This window comes from Klebsiella indica, assembly GCF_005860775.1.
Lineage (GTDB): Bacteria > Pseudomonadota > Gammaproteobacteria > Enterobacterales > Enterobacteriaceae > Klebsiella > Klebsiella indica.
This window is the reverse complement of record NZ_VCHQ01000004.1, coordinates 1-15,830: the sequence shown is the minus strand read 5'-3', so window position 1 is coordinate 15,830 and position 15,830 is coordinate 1. Positions and strand designations below refer to the sequence as shown.

Annotated in this window: 12 protein-coding genes; 3 read left to right on the top strand and 9 right to left on the bottom strand. The window is 53.8% G+C overall.

Going from position 1 to position 15,830, the window contains the following annotated elements; translation table 11 throughout:
* Nucleotides 1–92: 92 nt before the first annotated feature.
* From FE839_RS03120 to betI, 4 genes are all read right to left on the bottom strand, one after another.
* Nucleotides 93–1,661 (bottom strand): ABC transporter substrate-binding protein, encoded by a 1,569-nt coding sequence (locus FE839_RS03120; RefSeq protein ID WP_138359052.1) that lies wholly within the window; start codon nucleotides 1,659–1,661, stop codon nucleotides 93–95.
* A 373-nt stretch (nucleotides 1,662–2,034) separates the two neighbouring features.
* Entirely contained in the window at nucleotides 2,035–3,699 is a 1,665-nt protein-coding gene (betA, locus tag FE839_RS03115) for a choline dehydrogenase (RefSeq protein WP_138359050.1), read from the bottom strand.
* 14 nt (nucleotides 3,700–3,713) lie between these two features.
* Nucleotides 3,714–5,186: a betaine-aldehyde dehydrogenase gene (betB, locus tag FE839_RS03110; protein WP_138359048.1), complete on the bottom strand. Its 1,473-nt coding sequence runs from the start codon at nucleotides 5,184–5,186 to the stop codon at nucleotides 3,714–3,716.
* A 10-nt stretch (nucleotides 5,187–5,196) separates the two neighbouring features.
* A complete protein-coding gene (gene betI / locus FE839_RS03105) occupies nucleotides 5,197–5,790 on the bottom strand; it encodes a transcriptional regulator BetI (RefSeq protein WP_138359046.1) in 594 nt (197 codons plus the stop codon).
* A 128-nt stretch (nucleotides 5,791–5,918) separates the two neighbouring features.
* On the opposite strand from betI, the gene FE839_RS03100 reads away from it, so the two are divergent.
* Both FE839_RS03100 and FE839_RS03095 read left to right on the top strand, forming a co-directional pair.
* Entirely contained in the window at nucleotides 5,919–7,952 is a 2,034-nt protein-coding gene (locus tag FE839_RS03100; RefSeq protein WP_138359044.1) for a choline transporter, read from the top strand.
* A 223-nt stretch (nucleotides 7,953–8,175) separates the two neighbouring features.
* A complete protein-coding gene (locus FE839_RS03095) occupies nucleotides 8,176–8,328 on the top strand; it encodes a Hok/Gef family protein (RefSeq protein WP_138359042.1) in 153 nt (50 codons plus the stop codon).
* Nucleotides 8,329–8,392: 64 nt separating this feature from the next.
* On the opposite strand, the gene FE839_RS03090 is transcribed toward FE839_RS03095, so the two are convergent.
* Genes FE839_RS03090 through FE839_RS03075 form a run of 4 tightly spaced genes read right to left on the bottom strand, consistent with a single transcriptional unit; the run spans nucleotide 8,393 to nucleotide 13,141 of the window.
* Complete coding sequence (locus FE839_RS03090; protein WP_138359176.1) at nucleotides 8,393–9,904, bottom strand: FGGY family carbohydrate kinase; 1,512 nt, start codon at nucleotides 9,902–9,904, stop codon at nucleotides 8,393–8,395.
* Nucleotides 9,905–9,911: 7 nt separating this feature from the next.
* Entirely contained in the window at nucleotides 9,912–11,330 is a 1,419-nt protein-coding gene (locus FE839_RS03085; protein WP_138359040.1) for an L-fucose/L-arabinose isomerase family protein, read from the bottom strand.
* A 31-nt stretch (nucleotides 11,331–11,361) separates the two neighbouring features.
* Nucleotides 11,362–12,318 carry a transketolase family protein gene (locus tag FE839_RS03080; RefSeq protein WP_138359038.1) on the bottom strand — a complete coding sequence of 319 codons (957 nt, stop codon included), beginning with the start codon at nucleotides 12,316–12,318 and terminating at the stop codon, nucleotides 11,362–11,364.
* The gene (locus FE839_RS03075) at nucleotides 12,311–13,141 is read right to left on the bottom strand and encodes a transketolase (protein ID WP_138359036.1); all 831 of its coding nucleotides are present in this window, start codon (nucleotides 13,139–13,141) and stop codon (nucleotides 12,311–12,313) included. Before FE839_RS03075 ends, FE839_RS03080 begins: the two co-directional genes overlap by 8 nt.
* Nucleotides 13,142–13,457: 316 nt before the next feature.
* Between FE839_RS03075 and FE839_RS03070 the strand changes: the two genes are divergently transcribed.
* Nucleotides 13,458–14,408 carry a sugar-binding transcriptional regulator gene (locus FE839_RS03070; protein WP_138359174.1) on the top strand — a complete coding sequence of 317 codons (951 nt, stop codon included), beginning with the start codon at nucleotides 13,458–13,460 and terminating at the stop codon, nucleotides 14,406–14,408.
* Between the two features lie 224 nt (nucleotides 14,409–14,632).
* Here the strand turns inward: FE839_RS03070 and FE839_RS03065 are convergent, their stop codons facing one another.
* Nucleotides 14,633–15,721 (bottom strand): ABC transporter permease, encoded by a 1,089-nt coding sequence (locus tag FE839_RS03065; protein WP_138359034.1) that lies wholly within the window; start codon nucleotides 15,719–15,721, stop codon nucleotides 14,633–14,635.
* Nucleotides 15,722–15,830: the final 109 nt, after the last annotated feature.

Genomic DNA, 15,830 nt, shown 5'->3' with positions numbered 1-15,830 from the left:
CCGAATTTCCGTGGCCGGGATGTTTCCCCGGATGGCGGCGAACCGATGGCCGCTATCCGGGGTATTTCGGCCAGGACGAAAAGAGTACGTCGCTACTTGGTTACCCGATCATACCAGACCATATCGGCGTTAAGGCCTTGCTGATAGCCCTTCACGTTATCCCGGACCACAATCTGCGTTTTCCCCTGGTCAATAAAGACATAAGGAGAGCTGCGCTGTAGCTCTTCTTGCATTTTTTTATACCGATCCAGGCGTTTAGTCGGATCGGGTTCGGCAACTGCCGCCAGGGTCTCTTTATTCAGCGCCGGGATCTGCCAGCCGTTCAGTCCGGCCACGGTGCTGGATTTACCGTCGTTGTAAGCAAAAGCGCTGGCGTTAGAGTGAGCGTCGAAATAGTCCGGTATCCACAGACGAATCGCCGCCTGATGCTGTCTGGCACGCACGCGGGCATACACCTGGCTACCGGCCGCCGGGAGCAGATCCACCTTCACGCCGCCCTGGGCAAAGCTGGCCTGCATCGACTGTGCGATGGTGATAAATGGCGGTTTGTTCTCGACGTCAAGGGTGAAATGCGCATCCTTGATCCCCGCTTTGGCGAGGATCGCTTTGGCTTTCGCCGGGTCGAATTTAAACGGGTTATTATCCAGCGCGCCCGGCAGACCGACCGGCAGGAAGCTCTGGTGGATGAAATACTGGCCCTTCAGCAGATCTTTGGTAATGCCCTCGTAATCCACCAGCCAGCGTGCCGCTTGCCAGAAAGCCGGGTTTTTTAGCAGCGGGTTGGCGCTGTTGCCGGTGTTAAAGACCAGATAGTTCTGTTCGGCGGAGGGGATGCTGAGAACCTTGACGCCCGCTTTACCTTGCTGAGCGGCAATCTGATCGGCGCCGAGGTCACGCGCCACGTCGGCATCGCCCTGCTGGATCAGCAGGCGACGGGAAGCCGGATCGGGCACATTTTTAATAATGATGCTTTTTAGCTTCGGTGCGCCGGTCGGCGTGCTGTCATTGGCTTCCAGTACGATGGCCTGGTGCGGCTGATAGACCCGCATTTTATAAGCGCCGCTGCCCGCAGAGTGCATTTTCAGCCAGCCGTTGCCGAAGTCGTTGTTTTTAGCGTTCGGCGCGACCCGTTTCTCATCCACAATAGAGGCAATTGGCGTGGAGAGAATATTCAGCGCCACCGCCGGGCTGACGTCGGCGGTCCAGTGTACCTCCAGGGTGTGGTCATCCACTTTTTTTAACTGACTGGCGATATTATCCGGCTGCCAGCCGAGCACATTAAGAATAAATGCCGGAGACTTGTTAAGGGTCACCGCCCGGGTGTATGAGAAAATGACATCTTCCGGGCGCAGCGGGTTGCCGGAGGCAAACTTAGCGTCGGGCTTCAGCCTGAAGGTCAGCGTTTTCGCTGCCGGATCTGCCTGCCAGCTTTCGGCCAGAATTGGGGTGATTTTTTCCGGGTTATCGCGATCCGGCTGCACCAGGCGCTGATAGAGGCTCGGTACTGTCTGGATGCTGGAAAGCTCGTTGGCCTCCGCCGGATCGAGGCTGACAATATCATCGAGTCCCTGGGCGACCACAAGGGTATTCGGCGGCGTGGCGGCGTGGACGGCGGCTGATAATGCGGTCAGTACCAGCAGCGGCAGCAGTTTTTTAGTCATGAACGCTTCCTGAAAAGAGTGATTACGATTCTTGATGTTTCGCTACGTTAGGCCGCTTAATCAAAGGCGTAAAGTCAAAATACGGATAAATTTATGCATAAAAGGCATAAACAAGGCCAATACGTTATTAAGGAGAATTGCGCCAGCTGTCTTCCGGCGACTCTTGCTGCCTGAGATAACAAATTAAAACACGCGCGGGAGATAGACGTGTGCCGGAGATTAATGCATTTGATCAGCAGGTCAACGATGGCGTCTCTGGCTGGTGGTAGGAAATGGCTGATGGCGATGGCGGGCCAATGACAGGCCTGACCCGGGTTACCAAACCCGCAGAGGGATAATGCCCTCTCCCCATCCGGGAGAGGGGGGCAGCCTTTTAACGCCGTACCGGCGCGCCGTTCGCCACATAATACGCCGCCGTGCTTCTCGGCAGCGGCTGACGGCCGCGAATGGCATCGGCGATTTTTTCGCCAATCATAATGGTGGTGGCGTTCAGATTGCCGGTAATAATTTGCGGCATAATCGAAGCATCGACCACGCGCAGGCCTTCCAGACCATGTACCCGGCCTTCGCCGTCGACCACCGCCATTTCGTCGTAGCCCATTTTACAGGTGCCGCAGGGGTGGAAGGCGGTTTCGGCGTGATTACGTACGAACTCATCCAGTTCGGCATCGCTCTGGCATTCCAGACCGGGACTGATCTCCCGTCCGCGATAGTTATCCAGCGCTGGTTGATTGATGATTTCGCGGGTAATGCGAATCGCATCGCGGAACTCCTGCCAGTCCTGTTCGCAGGACATGTAGTTAAACAGGATGGCCGGATGCTCATGCGGATCGCGCGATTTCAGGCGTACGTGGCCGCGGCTCGGTGAGCGCATGGAGCCTACATGGCACTGGAAACCGTGCTCTTTCACCGCGTTGGAACCGTTGTAGTTAATCGCCACCGGCAGGAAGTGGTACTGAATATTTGGCCACGCAAACTCTTCGCGGCTGCGGATAAAACCGCCCGCTTCGAACTGGTTGCTGGCGCCGATGCCGGTGCCGCCGAACAGCCATTCGGCGCCGATTTTCGGCTGATTCCACCACTGTAACGCCGGGTAGAGTGACACCGGCTCTTTGCATTCATACTGCAGATACATCTCCAGATGATCCTGCAAATTCTCGCCAACGCCGGGCAGCGCGTGAACCAGCGGAATATCGAACTGGCGCAGCAGTTCCGGGTTGCCGACGCCGGAGCGTTGCAGGATCTGCGGCGATGCAATGGCCCCCGCGCAGAGCAGCACCTCTTTATTGGCGGTGGCTTTGGACGGTGCGGCGCTGTCGCCCTCCAGCCACTCCACGCCCACTGCGCGCTTGCCGTCGAAAATAATATGATCGGTCAGCGCGTGGGTGCGGATGGTCAGATTGGGGCGCTTGCGGGCCTGGTCGAGGTAGCCGCGAGCGGTACTGGCGCGGCGGCCCTGCGGCGTCACGGTTCGATCCATCGGACCAAACCCCTCCTGCTGATAGCCGTTAAGGTCATCGGTGCGTGGATAACCGGCCTGCACGCCGGCTTCCACCATCGCGTGGAACAGCGGGTTATTGCCCTGCTTTGGCGTGGCGACGCTCACCGGGCCATCGCCGCCGTGGTAGTCGTTCGCACCGATATCGCGAGTTTCCGCTTTGCGGTAGTAGGGCAGGCAGTCAAGATAGCTCCACTGCTCCAGTCCAGGCGCGCTGGCCCAGTTGTCGAGATCCATGGCGTTGCCGCGGATATAGCACATGCCGTTAATCAACGAGGAACCGCCAAGGCCTTTACCGCGCCCGCACTCCATGCGGCGGTTGTTCATATACGGCTCGGGTTCGGTCTCGTAGGCCCAGTTATAGCGTCGTCCCTGCAGCGGAAAGGCCAGCGCGGCAGGCATCTGGGTGCGGAAGTCGAAACGATAATCCGGCCCGCCCGCTTCCAGCAGCAGAACGCTGGTGTGGGGATCTTCTGTTAATCGTGTCGCCAGTACGTTGCCGGCGGAACCGGCACCGATAATGATGTAGTCAAATTGCAAAAATGGCCTCCTGGTTAAAATATGGATTGAAACTGACCCATCTCAACCTGGATGGATTTTACCTGGGTGTAGCTGTGGAGCGTCTGGACGCCGTTCTCGCGGCCTATGCCGGAGTGTTTGTAGCCGCCGACCGGCATTTCCGCCGGGGATTCGCCCCAGCTGTTGATCCAGCAGATCCCGGCTTCAAGCTGATGAATCAGACGGTGGGCGCGGTTTAAGTCCGGGGTGACGACACCGGCGGCAAGACCATATTCGGTGGCGTTGGCGCGGCGGATCACTTCTGCCTCATCGTCGTAGGTCAGAATTGACATCACCGGGCCGAAAATCTCTTCACGGACGATGGTCATCTGGTCATGGCAGTCGGTAAATACCGTCGGCGCGACCCACGCGCCGTGGTCAAATCCTTCGCCTTTCAGCACATCTCCGCCGCACAGCAGGCGCGCGCCTTCTTGTTTGCCGCTCTCGATATAGCGCAGCACGTTGTCGCGATGCGGGAAGCTTACCAGCGGGCCGAAGTTGGTGTTTTCATCAAACAGATCGCCGGGGCGAATACGCGCCACGCGGGCCTGGATTTTCTCTTCAAAAGCCGCTTTAAAGCGCGCCGGAATAAACACGCGGGTGCCGTTGGTGCAGACCTGACCTGAGCTGTAGAAATTAGCCATCATCGCGATGTCGGCGGCGAGGTCGAGGTCGGCATCTTCACAAACGATCAGCGGTGATTTGCCGCCCAGCTCCATAGTCACTTCCTTCAATGATGACGAGGCGGAGTTAGCCATTACTTTTTTGCCGCTGGCGACGCCGCCGGTGAAGGAGATTTTGGCGATATCCGGATGTTCGGTGAGATACTGACCGGTTTCGGCGCCGAGGCCCGGCAGAACATTAAACACGCCCTCCGGAAGTCCTGCTTCGCGGTAGATTTCCGCCAGCTTCAGGGCGCTGAGCGGGGTGACTTCGCTCGGCTTAAAGATCATCGCGTTACCGGCCGCCAGCGCCGGGGCTGATTTCCATAAGGCTATCTGGATCGGGTAGTTCCAGGCGCCGATCCCGGCGACCACGCCCAGCGGTTCGCGACGGGTGTAGACGAATGCGCTGTCGCGCAGCGGGATCTGGCTGCCTTCCAGCGCCGGAATAAGGCCCGCGTAATACTCCAGGACGTCAGCGCCGGTGGCGATATCCACGGCGGCGGTTTCGCTCAGCGGTTTCCCGGTATCGAGGGTTTCCAGACGCGCCAGTTCATCGTTACGATCGCGCAGGATATCGACCGCTTTACGCAGAATGCGCGAGCGTTCCATCGCGCTCATTGCTGCCCAGATTTTTTGCCCTTTTTGGGCGCTTTTTACCGCCCGATCGACATCTTCGCGCCCAGCGGCCTGGACGGTTGCCAGAACTTCCCCGCTGGCGGGGTTGATGGTCTCGAAGGTTTTACCGCTGGTGGCGGAGACATAACCACCATGGATATAAAGCTGCTGTTCGGCCATTCGGGACATGGGTCCTCCATTATTGAGAAGTCAGTGGCAAATATTGGCTGATGAAGTGTCCGGCGAGCGTTTCGGCGCGGGCTTTATCCAGCGGTTTACCGCTCAGCGCCGCGCGTAGCCACAGCCCGTCGATCAGTGCGGCAAGGCCATAACCTGCTTCTTGTGCCGCTTCGCGCGGCAAAACGCGCTGAAATTCATAAACGATGTTCGACAGCAGACGCCTGCTGCTGACCTGCTGCAGGCGATAGAGCATCGGTTGATGCATGCTGCTGGCCCAGAAGGCAAGCCAGGTTTTCATCGCCGCGCCGCTTATCTGGCTGTCGTCGAAATTTCCGGCCACGATGGCGCGCAGTCGTTCAGAGGGGGCGGCGTCGGGCAGGGCGCGCAGGCGGCTTAGTACCGCCTGACGTAGCTGACCGGTGATATCACGCATCGTTGCTTCCAGTAGCCCGTTCTTATCCTTGAAATAGTGGCTGATGATGCCGGTCGATACGCCAGCCCGCCGGGCAATCTGTGCGATGGTGGCATCATGCATACCCACTTCATTGATTGCGGCCAGGGTGGCGTCAATTAATTGCCGCTGCCGTATCGGTTGCATCCCCAGTTTGGGCATTTCTCAGACTCCATTCATCAGATTTGTTTATCTATTAAAGCGGTTTTTGATTGGACGTTCAATATAAAATGTGTCTTAATTGTTGCGGATTTTGATTCTAATAGTTGCAAAAATAGTAAGGAGAATGGATGACAGACCTTTCGCCGAGCAGAGAAAAGGACAAAATCAATCCGGTGGTTTTTTACACTTCCGCTGGACTGATTTTGTTGTTTTCCCTGATGACTCTCTTCTTCAGTGATTTTTCCGCGGCCTGGATTAGTCGTACCCTAAACTGGGTGTCGAAGACCTTTGGCTGGTACTACTTGCTGGCCGCGACGCTGTATATTGTGTTTGTCGTATGCATCGCCTGTTCGCGCTTCGGTTCGGTGAAACTTGGGCCGGAGCACTCAAAGCCGGAGTTTAGCGTATTAAGCTGGGCGGCGATGCTGTTCGCCGCCGGTATCGGTATCGATCTGATGTTTTTCTCCGTTGCCGAGCCGGTGACCCAGTATATGCAGCCGCCGGAAGGGGCGGGGCAGACCATGGAAGCGGCACGCCAGGCGATGGTGTGGACGCTGTTTCACTACGGGTTAACCGGCTGGGCGATGTACGCCCTGATGGGGATGGCGCTGGGATACTTTAGCTATCGTTATAATTTGCCGCTCACCATTCGCTCCGCGCTCTATCCTATCTTCGGCAAAAAGATTAATGGCCCTGTCGGTCACAGCGTGGATATCGCCGCCGTCATCGGCACAATTTTTGGTATCGCCACCACTCTCGGGATTGGCGTGGTACAACTTAACTACGGCCTGAACGTGCTGTTTGATATTCCGGATTCGCTGGGAGCGAAAGCGGCGCTGATCGTGCTGTCGGTCATTATCGCGACCATTTCAGTGACCTCCGGGGTCGACAGAGGCATTCGTATTCTTTCCGAGCTTAACGTGGTGCTGGCGCTGGGGCTGATTCTGTTCATTCTGTTTATGGGCGATACCGAGTTTTTGCTCAATGCGCTGGTCCTTAACGTGGGCGACTATGTGAATCGTTTTATGGGCATGACCCTGAACAGCTTCGCTTTCGACCGCCCGGTGGAGTGGATGAACAACTGGACGTTGTTCTTCTGGGCGTGGTGGGTGGCGTGGTCGCCGTTTGTTGGCCTGTTCCTGGCGCGTATTTCCCGCGGGCGCACCATTCGCCAGTTTGTGATGGGCACGTTGATTATTCCGTTCACCTTTACCCTGCTGTGGCTGTCGGTGTTCGGCAACAGCGCACTGTATGAAATTATCCACGGCAATGTGGATTTTGCCGCAGAGGCAATCGCTCATCCGGAGCGTGGCTTCTATAACCTGCTGGCGCAGTATCCGGCGTTTACCTTTAGCGCATCGGTGGCGACTATTACCGGCCTGCTGTTTTATGTCACTTCCGCCGATTCCGGGGCGCTGGTGCTGGGCAATTTCACTTCCAGGCTGAAGGATATCAACAGCGATGCGCCAAACTGGCTGCGGATTTTCTGGTCGATGGCCATCGGCTTGCTGACTCTGGGCATGTTGATGACCAACGGGATTTCTGCCCTGCAGAACGCGACCGTGATTATGGGGCTGCCGTTTAGTTTCGTGATCTTCTTTGTGATGGCGGGTTTGTATAAGTCGCTGAAGGTGGAGGATTATCGCCGTGAGAGCGCTAACCGCGACACCGCTCCGCGTCCGCTGGGCGTGCAGGATCGTCTGAGCTGGAAGAAACGCCTGTCGCGCCTGATGAACTATCCCGGCACTCGCTATACCCGACAGATGATGGAGACGGTCTGTTTCCCGGCGATGGAAGAGGTGGCGCAGGAACTTAAGCTGCGCGGCGCTTACGTCGAGCTGAAAAGCCTGCCGCCGGAAGAGGGCGATAATCTCGGCCATCTCGATCTGCTGGTGCATATGGGCGATGAGCAGAACTTTGTTTATCAGATCTGGCCGCAACAGTATTCCATTCCGGGCTTCACCTACCGGGCGCGCAGCGGGAAGTCGACCTACTATCGTCTGGAGACTTTCCTGCTGGAGGGGAGCCAGGGTAATGATCTGATGGATTACAGCAAAGAGCAGGTGATCACCGATATTCTTGACCAGTACGAGCGCCATCTTAACTTTATCCACCTGCATCGCGAAGCGCCGGGCAACAGCGTGACCTTCCCTGGAATGTAGGTAGGCTAAATTTTTTCTGAAAGTACTACTGTACTGGCTAAATAAACAGTGGGATACGCAGGGAAGCGTATGATGGCGGTGGGTGCCTGAGGCTTTCTGCGTTCAGGCTTTAGGTGAGGATTCAGAAAGACGAAGCCCCAGGAGATGTTACCATCAACCTGAGGCCGACAATCCAAACCCATCACGCTGGATAGTAGCCTCTTCTTCGCATGGAGGCAACGAGATGCTGACAAAATACGCCCTGGCGGCGGTCATCGTGTTGTGTTTGACAGCGCTGGGGTTGACGTTAATGGTGCGCAACTCGCTGTGTGAGCTGAGTATCAAAGAACGTCGTATGGAGTTTAAGGCGGTTCTCGCTTACGAAACGAAGAAGTAGCCGGTATGCGGGGAGCGATCCCCGCTTATCCGCAGGCTGGGTAAGGAACCTTAAGGGACCTTTTTTATTCGCTAATTTTTTGCTGTCGAGCCATTTCAACCGCGGATTGCCATTCATGCCAGCGTTTTTGCAGTCTGTTGTGGCGAACCATATCGGGCTGGAAGCTGATATGTTCCGGGAGAAACTGCCGGAGCGCCGGTGTGGCAATGTTTAGCAGGGCTTTGCGCGCCAGCAGAGCCGCTCCCATGGCAGAGAGCTCCGCCACATCGCTGCGCATTACCGGACAGCCCAATAGATCCGCCTGATACTGCATAAGCCAGTCATTTTTTGTTGGCCCTCCATCTACCATTAATGCGCTCAGGGTAAAATCGGAATGCTGGCGCATCGCCATAGTCACATCTGCAATCTGATAAGCAATAGATTCCAGCGCAGCTCTGACAAGATGAGCGCGTTTAACGCCACGACTGAGCCCACGAATTACACCGCGTGCGTTTTCATCCCACCATGGCGCACCAAGCCCGGTTAACGCAGGAACAAAATAGACCCCCAGCGTCGAGTCAATTGAACGGGGGAGCAGGTTTAACTGCTGCGTCAGGTCGTCGGAAGATAGCTGATCCAGGCCTGTGCTCTCCACCATCCAGGCGACGGCATCCCCGGTATGCGGGATATTCCCTTCGAGCCCGTATACCAGACGATCGCCGTCGTGCCAGGCCACCGTAGTCGCCAGGGCATTAACGTCACATTGCGCAGAGTTGACGGGAGCCATCACTGAAGAACCGGTACCGTAGGTCGCTTTCACACAGCCCTCGGAACCAAGACCGTGGGCAAACAAAGCCGCATGGGAATCACCGATCATCGCCATCAGAGGAATACCATCCGGGATCCCAGGGCATCCGCATGTGTGGCCGAATAACCCGCTGGAGGGGCGAATGGTAGGAAGCGCACAGCCCGGGATTGAGAACAAGGCAAGCATACCGTTATCCCAGTCTGCGGTATGGAGATTGAAGAGTTGGGTTCGCGAGGCGTTAGAAAAATCACAGCTGAAGGCGTGCCCTCCGCTCAGATTCCATAACAGCCAACTATCGACCGTTCCCAGACAGATCTCCCCTTTTTCGGCTAATTCGAAACCGTTTGGGACAGATTCCAGTAACCAGCGCATTTTAGAGGCAGAGAACAGAGGCGCAATCGGGAGACCGGTTACTGCTTTGATTTGCGCCTCTGCACCCTGTTGGCGGAGCGACTGACAAAAGGCGGCGGTACGTGAACACTGCCAGGTAAGAGCCGCCGCGAGAGGGCGTCCGTTGCAGCGATACCAGCCAACAACGGTCTCGCGTTGGTTACTGATAGCCAGCGCCGCGACATTATCCGCCCCGACGGCGGCGATCGCCTGCGATATAACATCAATAGAGGCGTCAATCAACAATTCTGCAGGTTGTTCCACCCATCCTTCCTGGGGAGTACTGATTGTCAACCCTCGGGAGAACGATGCCAGTACTTTGCCATGCGCATCCAGTGCAACGGCTTTAGCATTGGTTGTACCCTCATCAAGGGCGATGATGATCTCTTTGCTGGCCATATTCGCCTCACTGATGCCAATAGGTATTAACCCCAAGGTAGCGGGTAAAGGCTTCATGCAGAATTTCCGCGCTCGCTGAATGATTCATTGCCACATGATGCTCAAAACCGTTGCGGCAAATCCACGACAGTAGTTTTTCAAGCTGTGGAACCTGGATTACCGCACGGCAGCCAACGGTATCCAGAGGATCGTCAACTGACTGACCTTCACCAACATAGGCTTTGATCTCGCCCGTCAGATCATCTGTACTCATACGGAAATAAGTCAGTGCGCCGCTCTTCATTCGGCCATGTACCGCACCGCAGGTGTTCTCTTTACCCACCGTGGTGCCAATAATATCGGCGGTACCCATGTGTGGCGATTCGAGGCTGGCGGCAGCAAAGTTACCGCAGTGGAACAGGACGCATTTGTCGCGATCGTCGCCAAAATTATTGTTCCAGTCGGCAATAGAAGCAGGACTCAAATTGCTGCTGGCTAGCGCATACATCGACAGCGCCCCCATTACGTCAACCTCACAGGCGCTTGGCATCAGTTGCCCGGACATGACGCTCATTATTGAACAGACGTTAATACCTAAGTTTTCCTGCAGGGAAGTCCAGCACTGGATGGCGGTGGTGTCGATATCGTTGGTGACGACCCATTCACTGATAACGACGAAAAGTTTTGCCATCATAACCAGTTTATCGGCTGAGATTGTGCTGGCGTCAGCGTTATCCAGCAGCAGGCGGCGTTTCTCATCAACGCGAATATCGTCATCCCGCAAAAGTTTGATGCGGGTGAAGACTTCAGATAAATCCAGAGTTTCAACGGCGATACCCAGGCGTTCCAGCAATTTTTCGCTATAGCGAACGGTATTGAAACCCGCAGGACGCGCACCGATTGCACCGACACGTACTGTGCGCATGCTATTTACTACACGGCAAATTTGTTCAAAGCGTTTAAGGTCTTTTTCAAACACTTCACCGCTGAGGGCGCAAACATGCTGGCTTGTCAGAGTGAATGGGATACCGTACTGGCGTAGGTTATTACAGAGAGAAATTTTTCCACAGAAACTGTCACGGCGGGTTGCCAGCCCCATTTTGTCGAGATTATCCTCTTCCGCCTGAATCAGAACAGGAACATTGAGTCCGGAAAGGCGCAAGGATTCTGCCACTGCTTTTTCGTCGCCAAAATTGGGAAGCAGTACGACAACGCCATGGATCTCATCGCGATGGGCACGGAATAACGCCGCACAAATTTTGGCATCCTGGCGAGTCTCGACGCCGCCTAATTCTGTCTGGGTGTCATTAAGCATAATTGTATTAATGCCCAGTCGTTCAAAAAGAACCGTTGCGTGTTGGCGCGCCTCTGCAACCAGATAACTCGGGAAAAAGCCCCGGTTACCAATAATGACGCCCATAGTCAGTTTCTGCGGAATTCGGGACATTGTTCATTCTCCAGTAAGATATTCAGTCTTGTTATTTTTTGTCGGTCTGTGTGAGGTACAGATCTGTTGCATTCTTTACGATGCCGGCGGCATCAATTTCATGATATGCGCGTGTGGCTGTACGGTCGGCAGCAATTGCATACCCGCCATTCGGGATCCCGAGACGACGCAGAGGAATTGAGCAACCGGCTTCGGCGAGGACTTCCGCGACCAGACTGCCAATACCTCCGTTGATGTTATGCTCTTCTACACTCACCACGGCCTGATGCGGTTTAAGGATTTCCAGCAGCTGGACAGTATCGCAAGGTCGAATAGACGGGACATTGATAACCGTGGCATCGATTCCGTTTTCTGCCAACTGAGCTGCAGCAGCGACGATTTCATGAACGGTTGAACCCATTGCCACCAGCGCGACATCACTGCCTTGCCGCAGGACGTTAATTTTTCCGGGTACGAACTGATAGTTGCCATCATGTAATTCCGGCAGAGCTTTACCATCCAGACGGATATACACCGGACCGACATGTGCCAACGCATAATCAATAATTTGCCGACACTCAATTGGGCTGGATGGTGCATAAATTTCAATGTTGCCGAAACCACGCATAACAGAGATGTCATCAATACTGTGGTGCGTACTGGCTAATGGACCGTAGCTGGCCCCGGCGTTGAGGCCAAATAATTTTACGTTGGTATTGTTGTAACAAATATCGACTTTAATCTGTTCGTTGGCGCGAGAGATTAAGAACGGCGCAGCATTACAGGTGACGGCGACTTTTCCGCCCAGCGCCAGGCCAGCGGCTGCGCCAACCAGCGTTTGTTCCGCGATGCCCACGTTAACAAGACGGCCCGGAAACCTTTTCATAAAGGGTGAAATTTTTGCTGTTGAAGTCGAATCAGCGACAACAGGCGTCAGGTCCACGCCGCGATCTACTGCATCAATAAAGGCATTCACCATTACGGTGGCGAGATGTTCGCTATTACTCATCTTTCAGTTCCTCCAGCGCCAGTTCAATTTCTTCGCCTTTAGGCACGCGATGGTGCCACTCCGGGCGTCCCTGTATAAAGGAAACCCCTGCGCCTTTGGTCGTATGCGCAATAATAACGTGCGGTTTACCGTGAGGATGAAGGCTTTCCAGCGTGCTCACGACATCGGCCATGTCATTACCTTTACATTCCGTTACTTCCATACCAAAAGCCCGCCATTTTTCGTCCAGCGGGTCGGTATTCATAATGTCTCTGGTTGCTCCTGCCAACTGAAGGTTATTTTTATCGTTAATAATAAAAAGATTATCCAGTTGATAGTGGGCTGCGACCAGTGCGGCTTCCCAGTTGCTGCCTTCGGCCAGTTCGCCATCGCCGGTTACGACGAATACCCGACGATGGCTGTTATTGCGTTTTGCCGCCAGCGCGATGCCGACAGCGACGGGTAAACCATGCCCCAGAGCACCGGTATTGAGTTCAATACCGGGCGTTTTGTGACGCACGGGGTGGCCAGGAAGGTGAGATTCAGCGTGCTGATAAGTGGCGAGCCACTCTGTCGGGATAAAACCTGCTTCAGCCAGTACGCAGTAGTAGCCTCCTGCCGCATGCCCTTTGGACTGGATATATATGTCCCGCTCTTCGCTATCTTTGAGTTCAGGAGAGCAGTTCAGAATACGGAAATATAAAGCGGTAAGTAGCTCAACCTGTGAAAGGTCTGCTCCGGTATGGCCGCCTGCCGGGCTTTCAGCATTTAACACAATGATACGGCGACGGATAGATCGTGCTTTCTTTTCTAACTCCTTAATGGAGAGCGAAAACGGATTCATAGGATACCTCTTGAATTTAAATTCTATAATGAATAAATATTCAATCAGGATGAAAAAGAGCATAGGATGTTTTGATTGAGCTAAACATCAGGCAAAACAAACGATTATTTATTGCTCTGAATATATATTCATAACTGATTTATTATTCATATGTGTAAGATATGCCCTGTTAAAGGGTTTGTCTACGACTTGTACAGGCTATTTTCTAAAAAAAGAGAAAATGATCACATTTGCGGGAAAGATGTTGAAGTTGAGCGAGCTTGTTATCTATTCAACTATGAATAAAAATAACAGACAGGAATTCAAGGGGAATGCTATGTCGAAACAGGATGAACAGCGTTTACTGGTGAAAATTGCCACGCTTTACTATAGCGAAAACAAAAAACAGTCTGAAATTGCTTCATTGCTGCATCTGTCACAATCGTTTGTTTCACGAGCGCTGACGCGTTGTCAGAAAGAAGGGCTGGTGAAGATCACCGTTGTACAACCAACCAACATCTTTGTTGAACTGGAAAAGGCTATTGAACAGCGCTTCGGTATCCGTCAGGCGATAGTGGTGGATGCAGGTGAAAATGCTGATAGCGGACAGATAAAGCGCGCCATTGGTAGCGCAGCTGCTCATTATGTCGAAACGCGTTTACGTGCGGAAGACCTGGTGGGTATCTCTTCATGGAGTGGGACAATACGTTGCATGGTTGATGAAATGCATCCGCAAAATATTCGTGCAGCGGGCGTGATTCAGCTTTTAGGCGGCGTTGGTCCAAACGGTAACGTGCAGGCAACGATTCTCACCCAGCAACTGGCGGCGCATCTCGGATGTCCGGTATGGTTACTCCCTTCACAGAGTATTGAACATTCTGTTGAAGAGCGTTCTCGTCTGGTGAATAGCCCGGACGTAGCAACAGTTGTGGAAAAATTTTCTGCAGTTGACGTCGCAATCGTTGGGATCGGTGTGCTTGAACCATCACAATTATTGAAAAACTCGGGCAACTATTATAACGAAGAAATGCTTCAGCTTTTGGCTTCTCGTGGGGCTGTAGGGGATATTTGTTTACATTATTACGATGCCTCGGGTAAGCCGGTGCTAAGCCATGATGAGGACCCGGTTATTGGTATGGAACTGGAGCAAATTCGCCGTTGTCAGCACGTGATTGCGTTAGCGGGAGGGGTGGAAAAAAGCAATGCCATTCGTGGAGCGTTGCAGGGTGAATATATTGATGTACTGATTACTGATTACCCTACTGCACGCGCTTTGCTCAAAGGGTGATATTGCTCATGGTGAAAAGTCGATATTAACTCATATTGGTCAGGGCGAGCGTTATGAAAAAAGTCCTGCATACCTTACGGGCGGGCATAGCTGTGATCTCATTAGTTTATTAGTACAATCAAAGAGATCATCAAAATCTATGCCTGTCCTGCGTTCCGGGCATAACAAGTGGCCGGGTTAAAGCCACTTGTTATGCTGGTGGGGCGTTGACTGAGTCAGCCGTTTTACTGACCTTCCATAACGGCTTTTTGCGCGACTACTGCTGCCTTCTGCTGCATACGGTTTTGCATCTGATCGATAATCACTGCGACGATAATTACGATGCCTTTAATCACCATTTGCCAGAATTCGCTGACGCCCATCATCACCAGCCCGTCGGCGAGAAAGCCGATAACAAAGGCACCGATTAGGGTACCCAGAATGGTCCCGCGTCCTCCTGCCAGAGATGTCCCGCCGAGGACAACGGCAGCAATGGCGTTCATTTCAAAGGCTGTACCATTAGCTGGATGACTGGCCAGAAGCTGAGCGGAAACGACAATCCCGGCGATAGCGGCGCAAAAACCGGAGAGAGTATAAACCAGCACTTTAACCTGTTTGACTTTTACCCCTGAGAGTTCTGCGGCTCTCTCGTTATCGCCAATAGCATAAACATGGCGACCAAATGGTAACCGGCGTGCGATATAGGCAATAACTAACGCCAGTACGATCATCATCCAGATCGCCCACGGAATACCAAATAGCGAACCTGAGCCAATTTCATCAAAGCCTGTATTTCCGAGCTGGGGATTGCCCGCCAGACCGGGAAAAGTCTGACCATCTGATGTCAACATCGCCGCGCCGCGCAGAACATACATGGTGCCGAGAGTGCAGATAAAAGGGGCCACATTATAGCGGGTGATAATCCAGCCATTCACGGCGCCAATGAATGCCCCAATAAGTAACACGACAGGAACAATCAACCACACGCTGGGGAAAATGGCGATACCGAACATCGGCAATACGATCCCTTTAGTAATCAACCATCCGGCGATCATCCCGCATAAACCCAGCGTTGCGCCGATTGAAAGGTCGATACCTGCGGTAATGATGACGAAAGTAATCCCTAGTGCCAGGAAAGCATTAATGGCGATATGCTTAATCATGATAACCATACTACCCGCGGATAAAAATCCGGGAACCGTCATGGTAAAGAAACCCACAATTAAAAACAGTGCGATAAAGGTACGCAGTTTAAGTAAAAGCAGGAAAATGTTTTCGCGGGACAGTGAAGCCCCGCGGCGCGGAGCTAAGGCCGCGGTTTGTGTCGTTTTCATCTCAAAACCCCTGAGCGCTAGCTGTAACCAGTGCGGATTCTTCTGCCCGTTCGCGGGCAATATCGGCGGTTAACTTGCCGCCGGACATCACCAAAATACGGTCAGAAAC

Excerpts from the sequence above, each read along its gene's own strand:
- FE839_RS03120 (WP_138359052.1), bottom strand. The coding sequence starts at position 1,661 with ATGACTAAAAAACTGCTGCCGCTGCTGGTACTGACCGCATTATCAGCC.
- betB (WP_138359048.1), bottom strand. The coding sequence starts at position 5,186 with ATGTCCCGAATGGCCGAACAGCAGCTTTATATCCATGGTGGTTATGTC.
- betI (WP_138359046.1), bottom strand. The coding sequence starts at position 5,790 with ATGCCCAAACTGGGGATGCAACCGATACGGCAGCGGCAATTAATTGAC.
- FE839_RS03100 (WP_138359044.1), top strand. The coding sequence starts at position 5,919 with ATGACAGACCTTTCGCCGAGCAGAGAAAAGGACAAAATCAATCCGGTG.
- FE839_RS03095 (WP_138359042.1), top strand. The coding sequence starts at position 8,176 with ATGCTGACAAAATACGCCCTGGCGGCGGTCATCGTGTTGTGTTTGACA.
- FE839_RS03090 (WP_138359176.1), bottom strand. The coding sequence starts at position 9,904 with ATGGCCAGCAAAGAGATCATCATCGCCCTTGATGAGGGTACAACCAAT.
- FE839_RS03085 (WP_138359040.1), bottom strand. The coding sequence starts at position 11,330 with ATGTCCCGAATTCCGCAGAAACTGACTATGGGCGTCATTATTGGTAAC.
- FE839_RS03080 (WP_138359038.1), bottom strand. The coding sequence starts at position 12,318 with ATGAGTAATAGCGAACATCTCGCCACCGTAATGGTGAATGCCTTTATT.
- FE839_RS03075 (WP_138359036.1), bottom strand. The coding sequence starts at position 13,141 with ATGAATCCGTTTTCGCTCTCCATTAAGGAGTTAGAAAAGAAAGCACGA.
- FE839_RS03070 (WP_138359174.1), top strand. The coding sequence starts at position 13,458 with ATGTCGAAACAGGATGAACAGCGTTTACTGGTGAAAATTGCCACGCTT.
- FE839_RS03065 (WP_138359034.1), bottom strand. The coding sequence starts at position 15,721 with ATGAAAACGACACAAACCGCGGCCTTAGCTCCGCGCCGCGGGGCTTCA.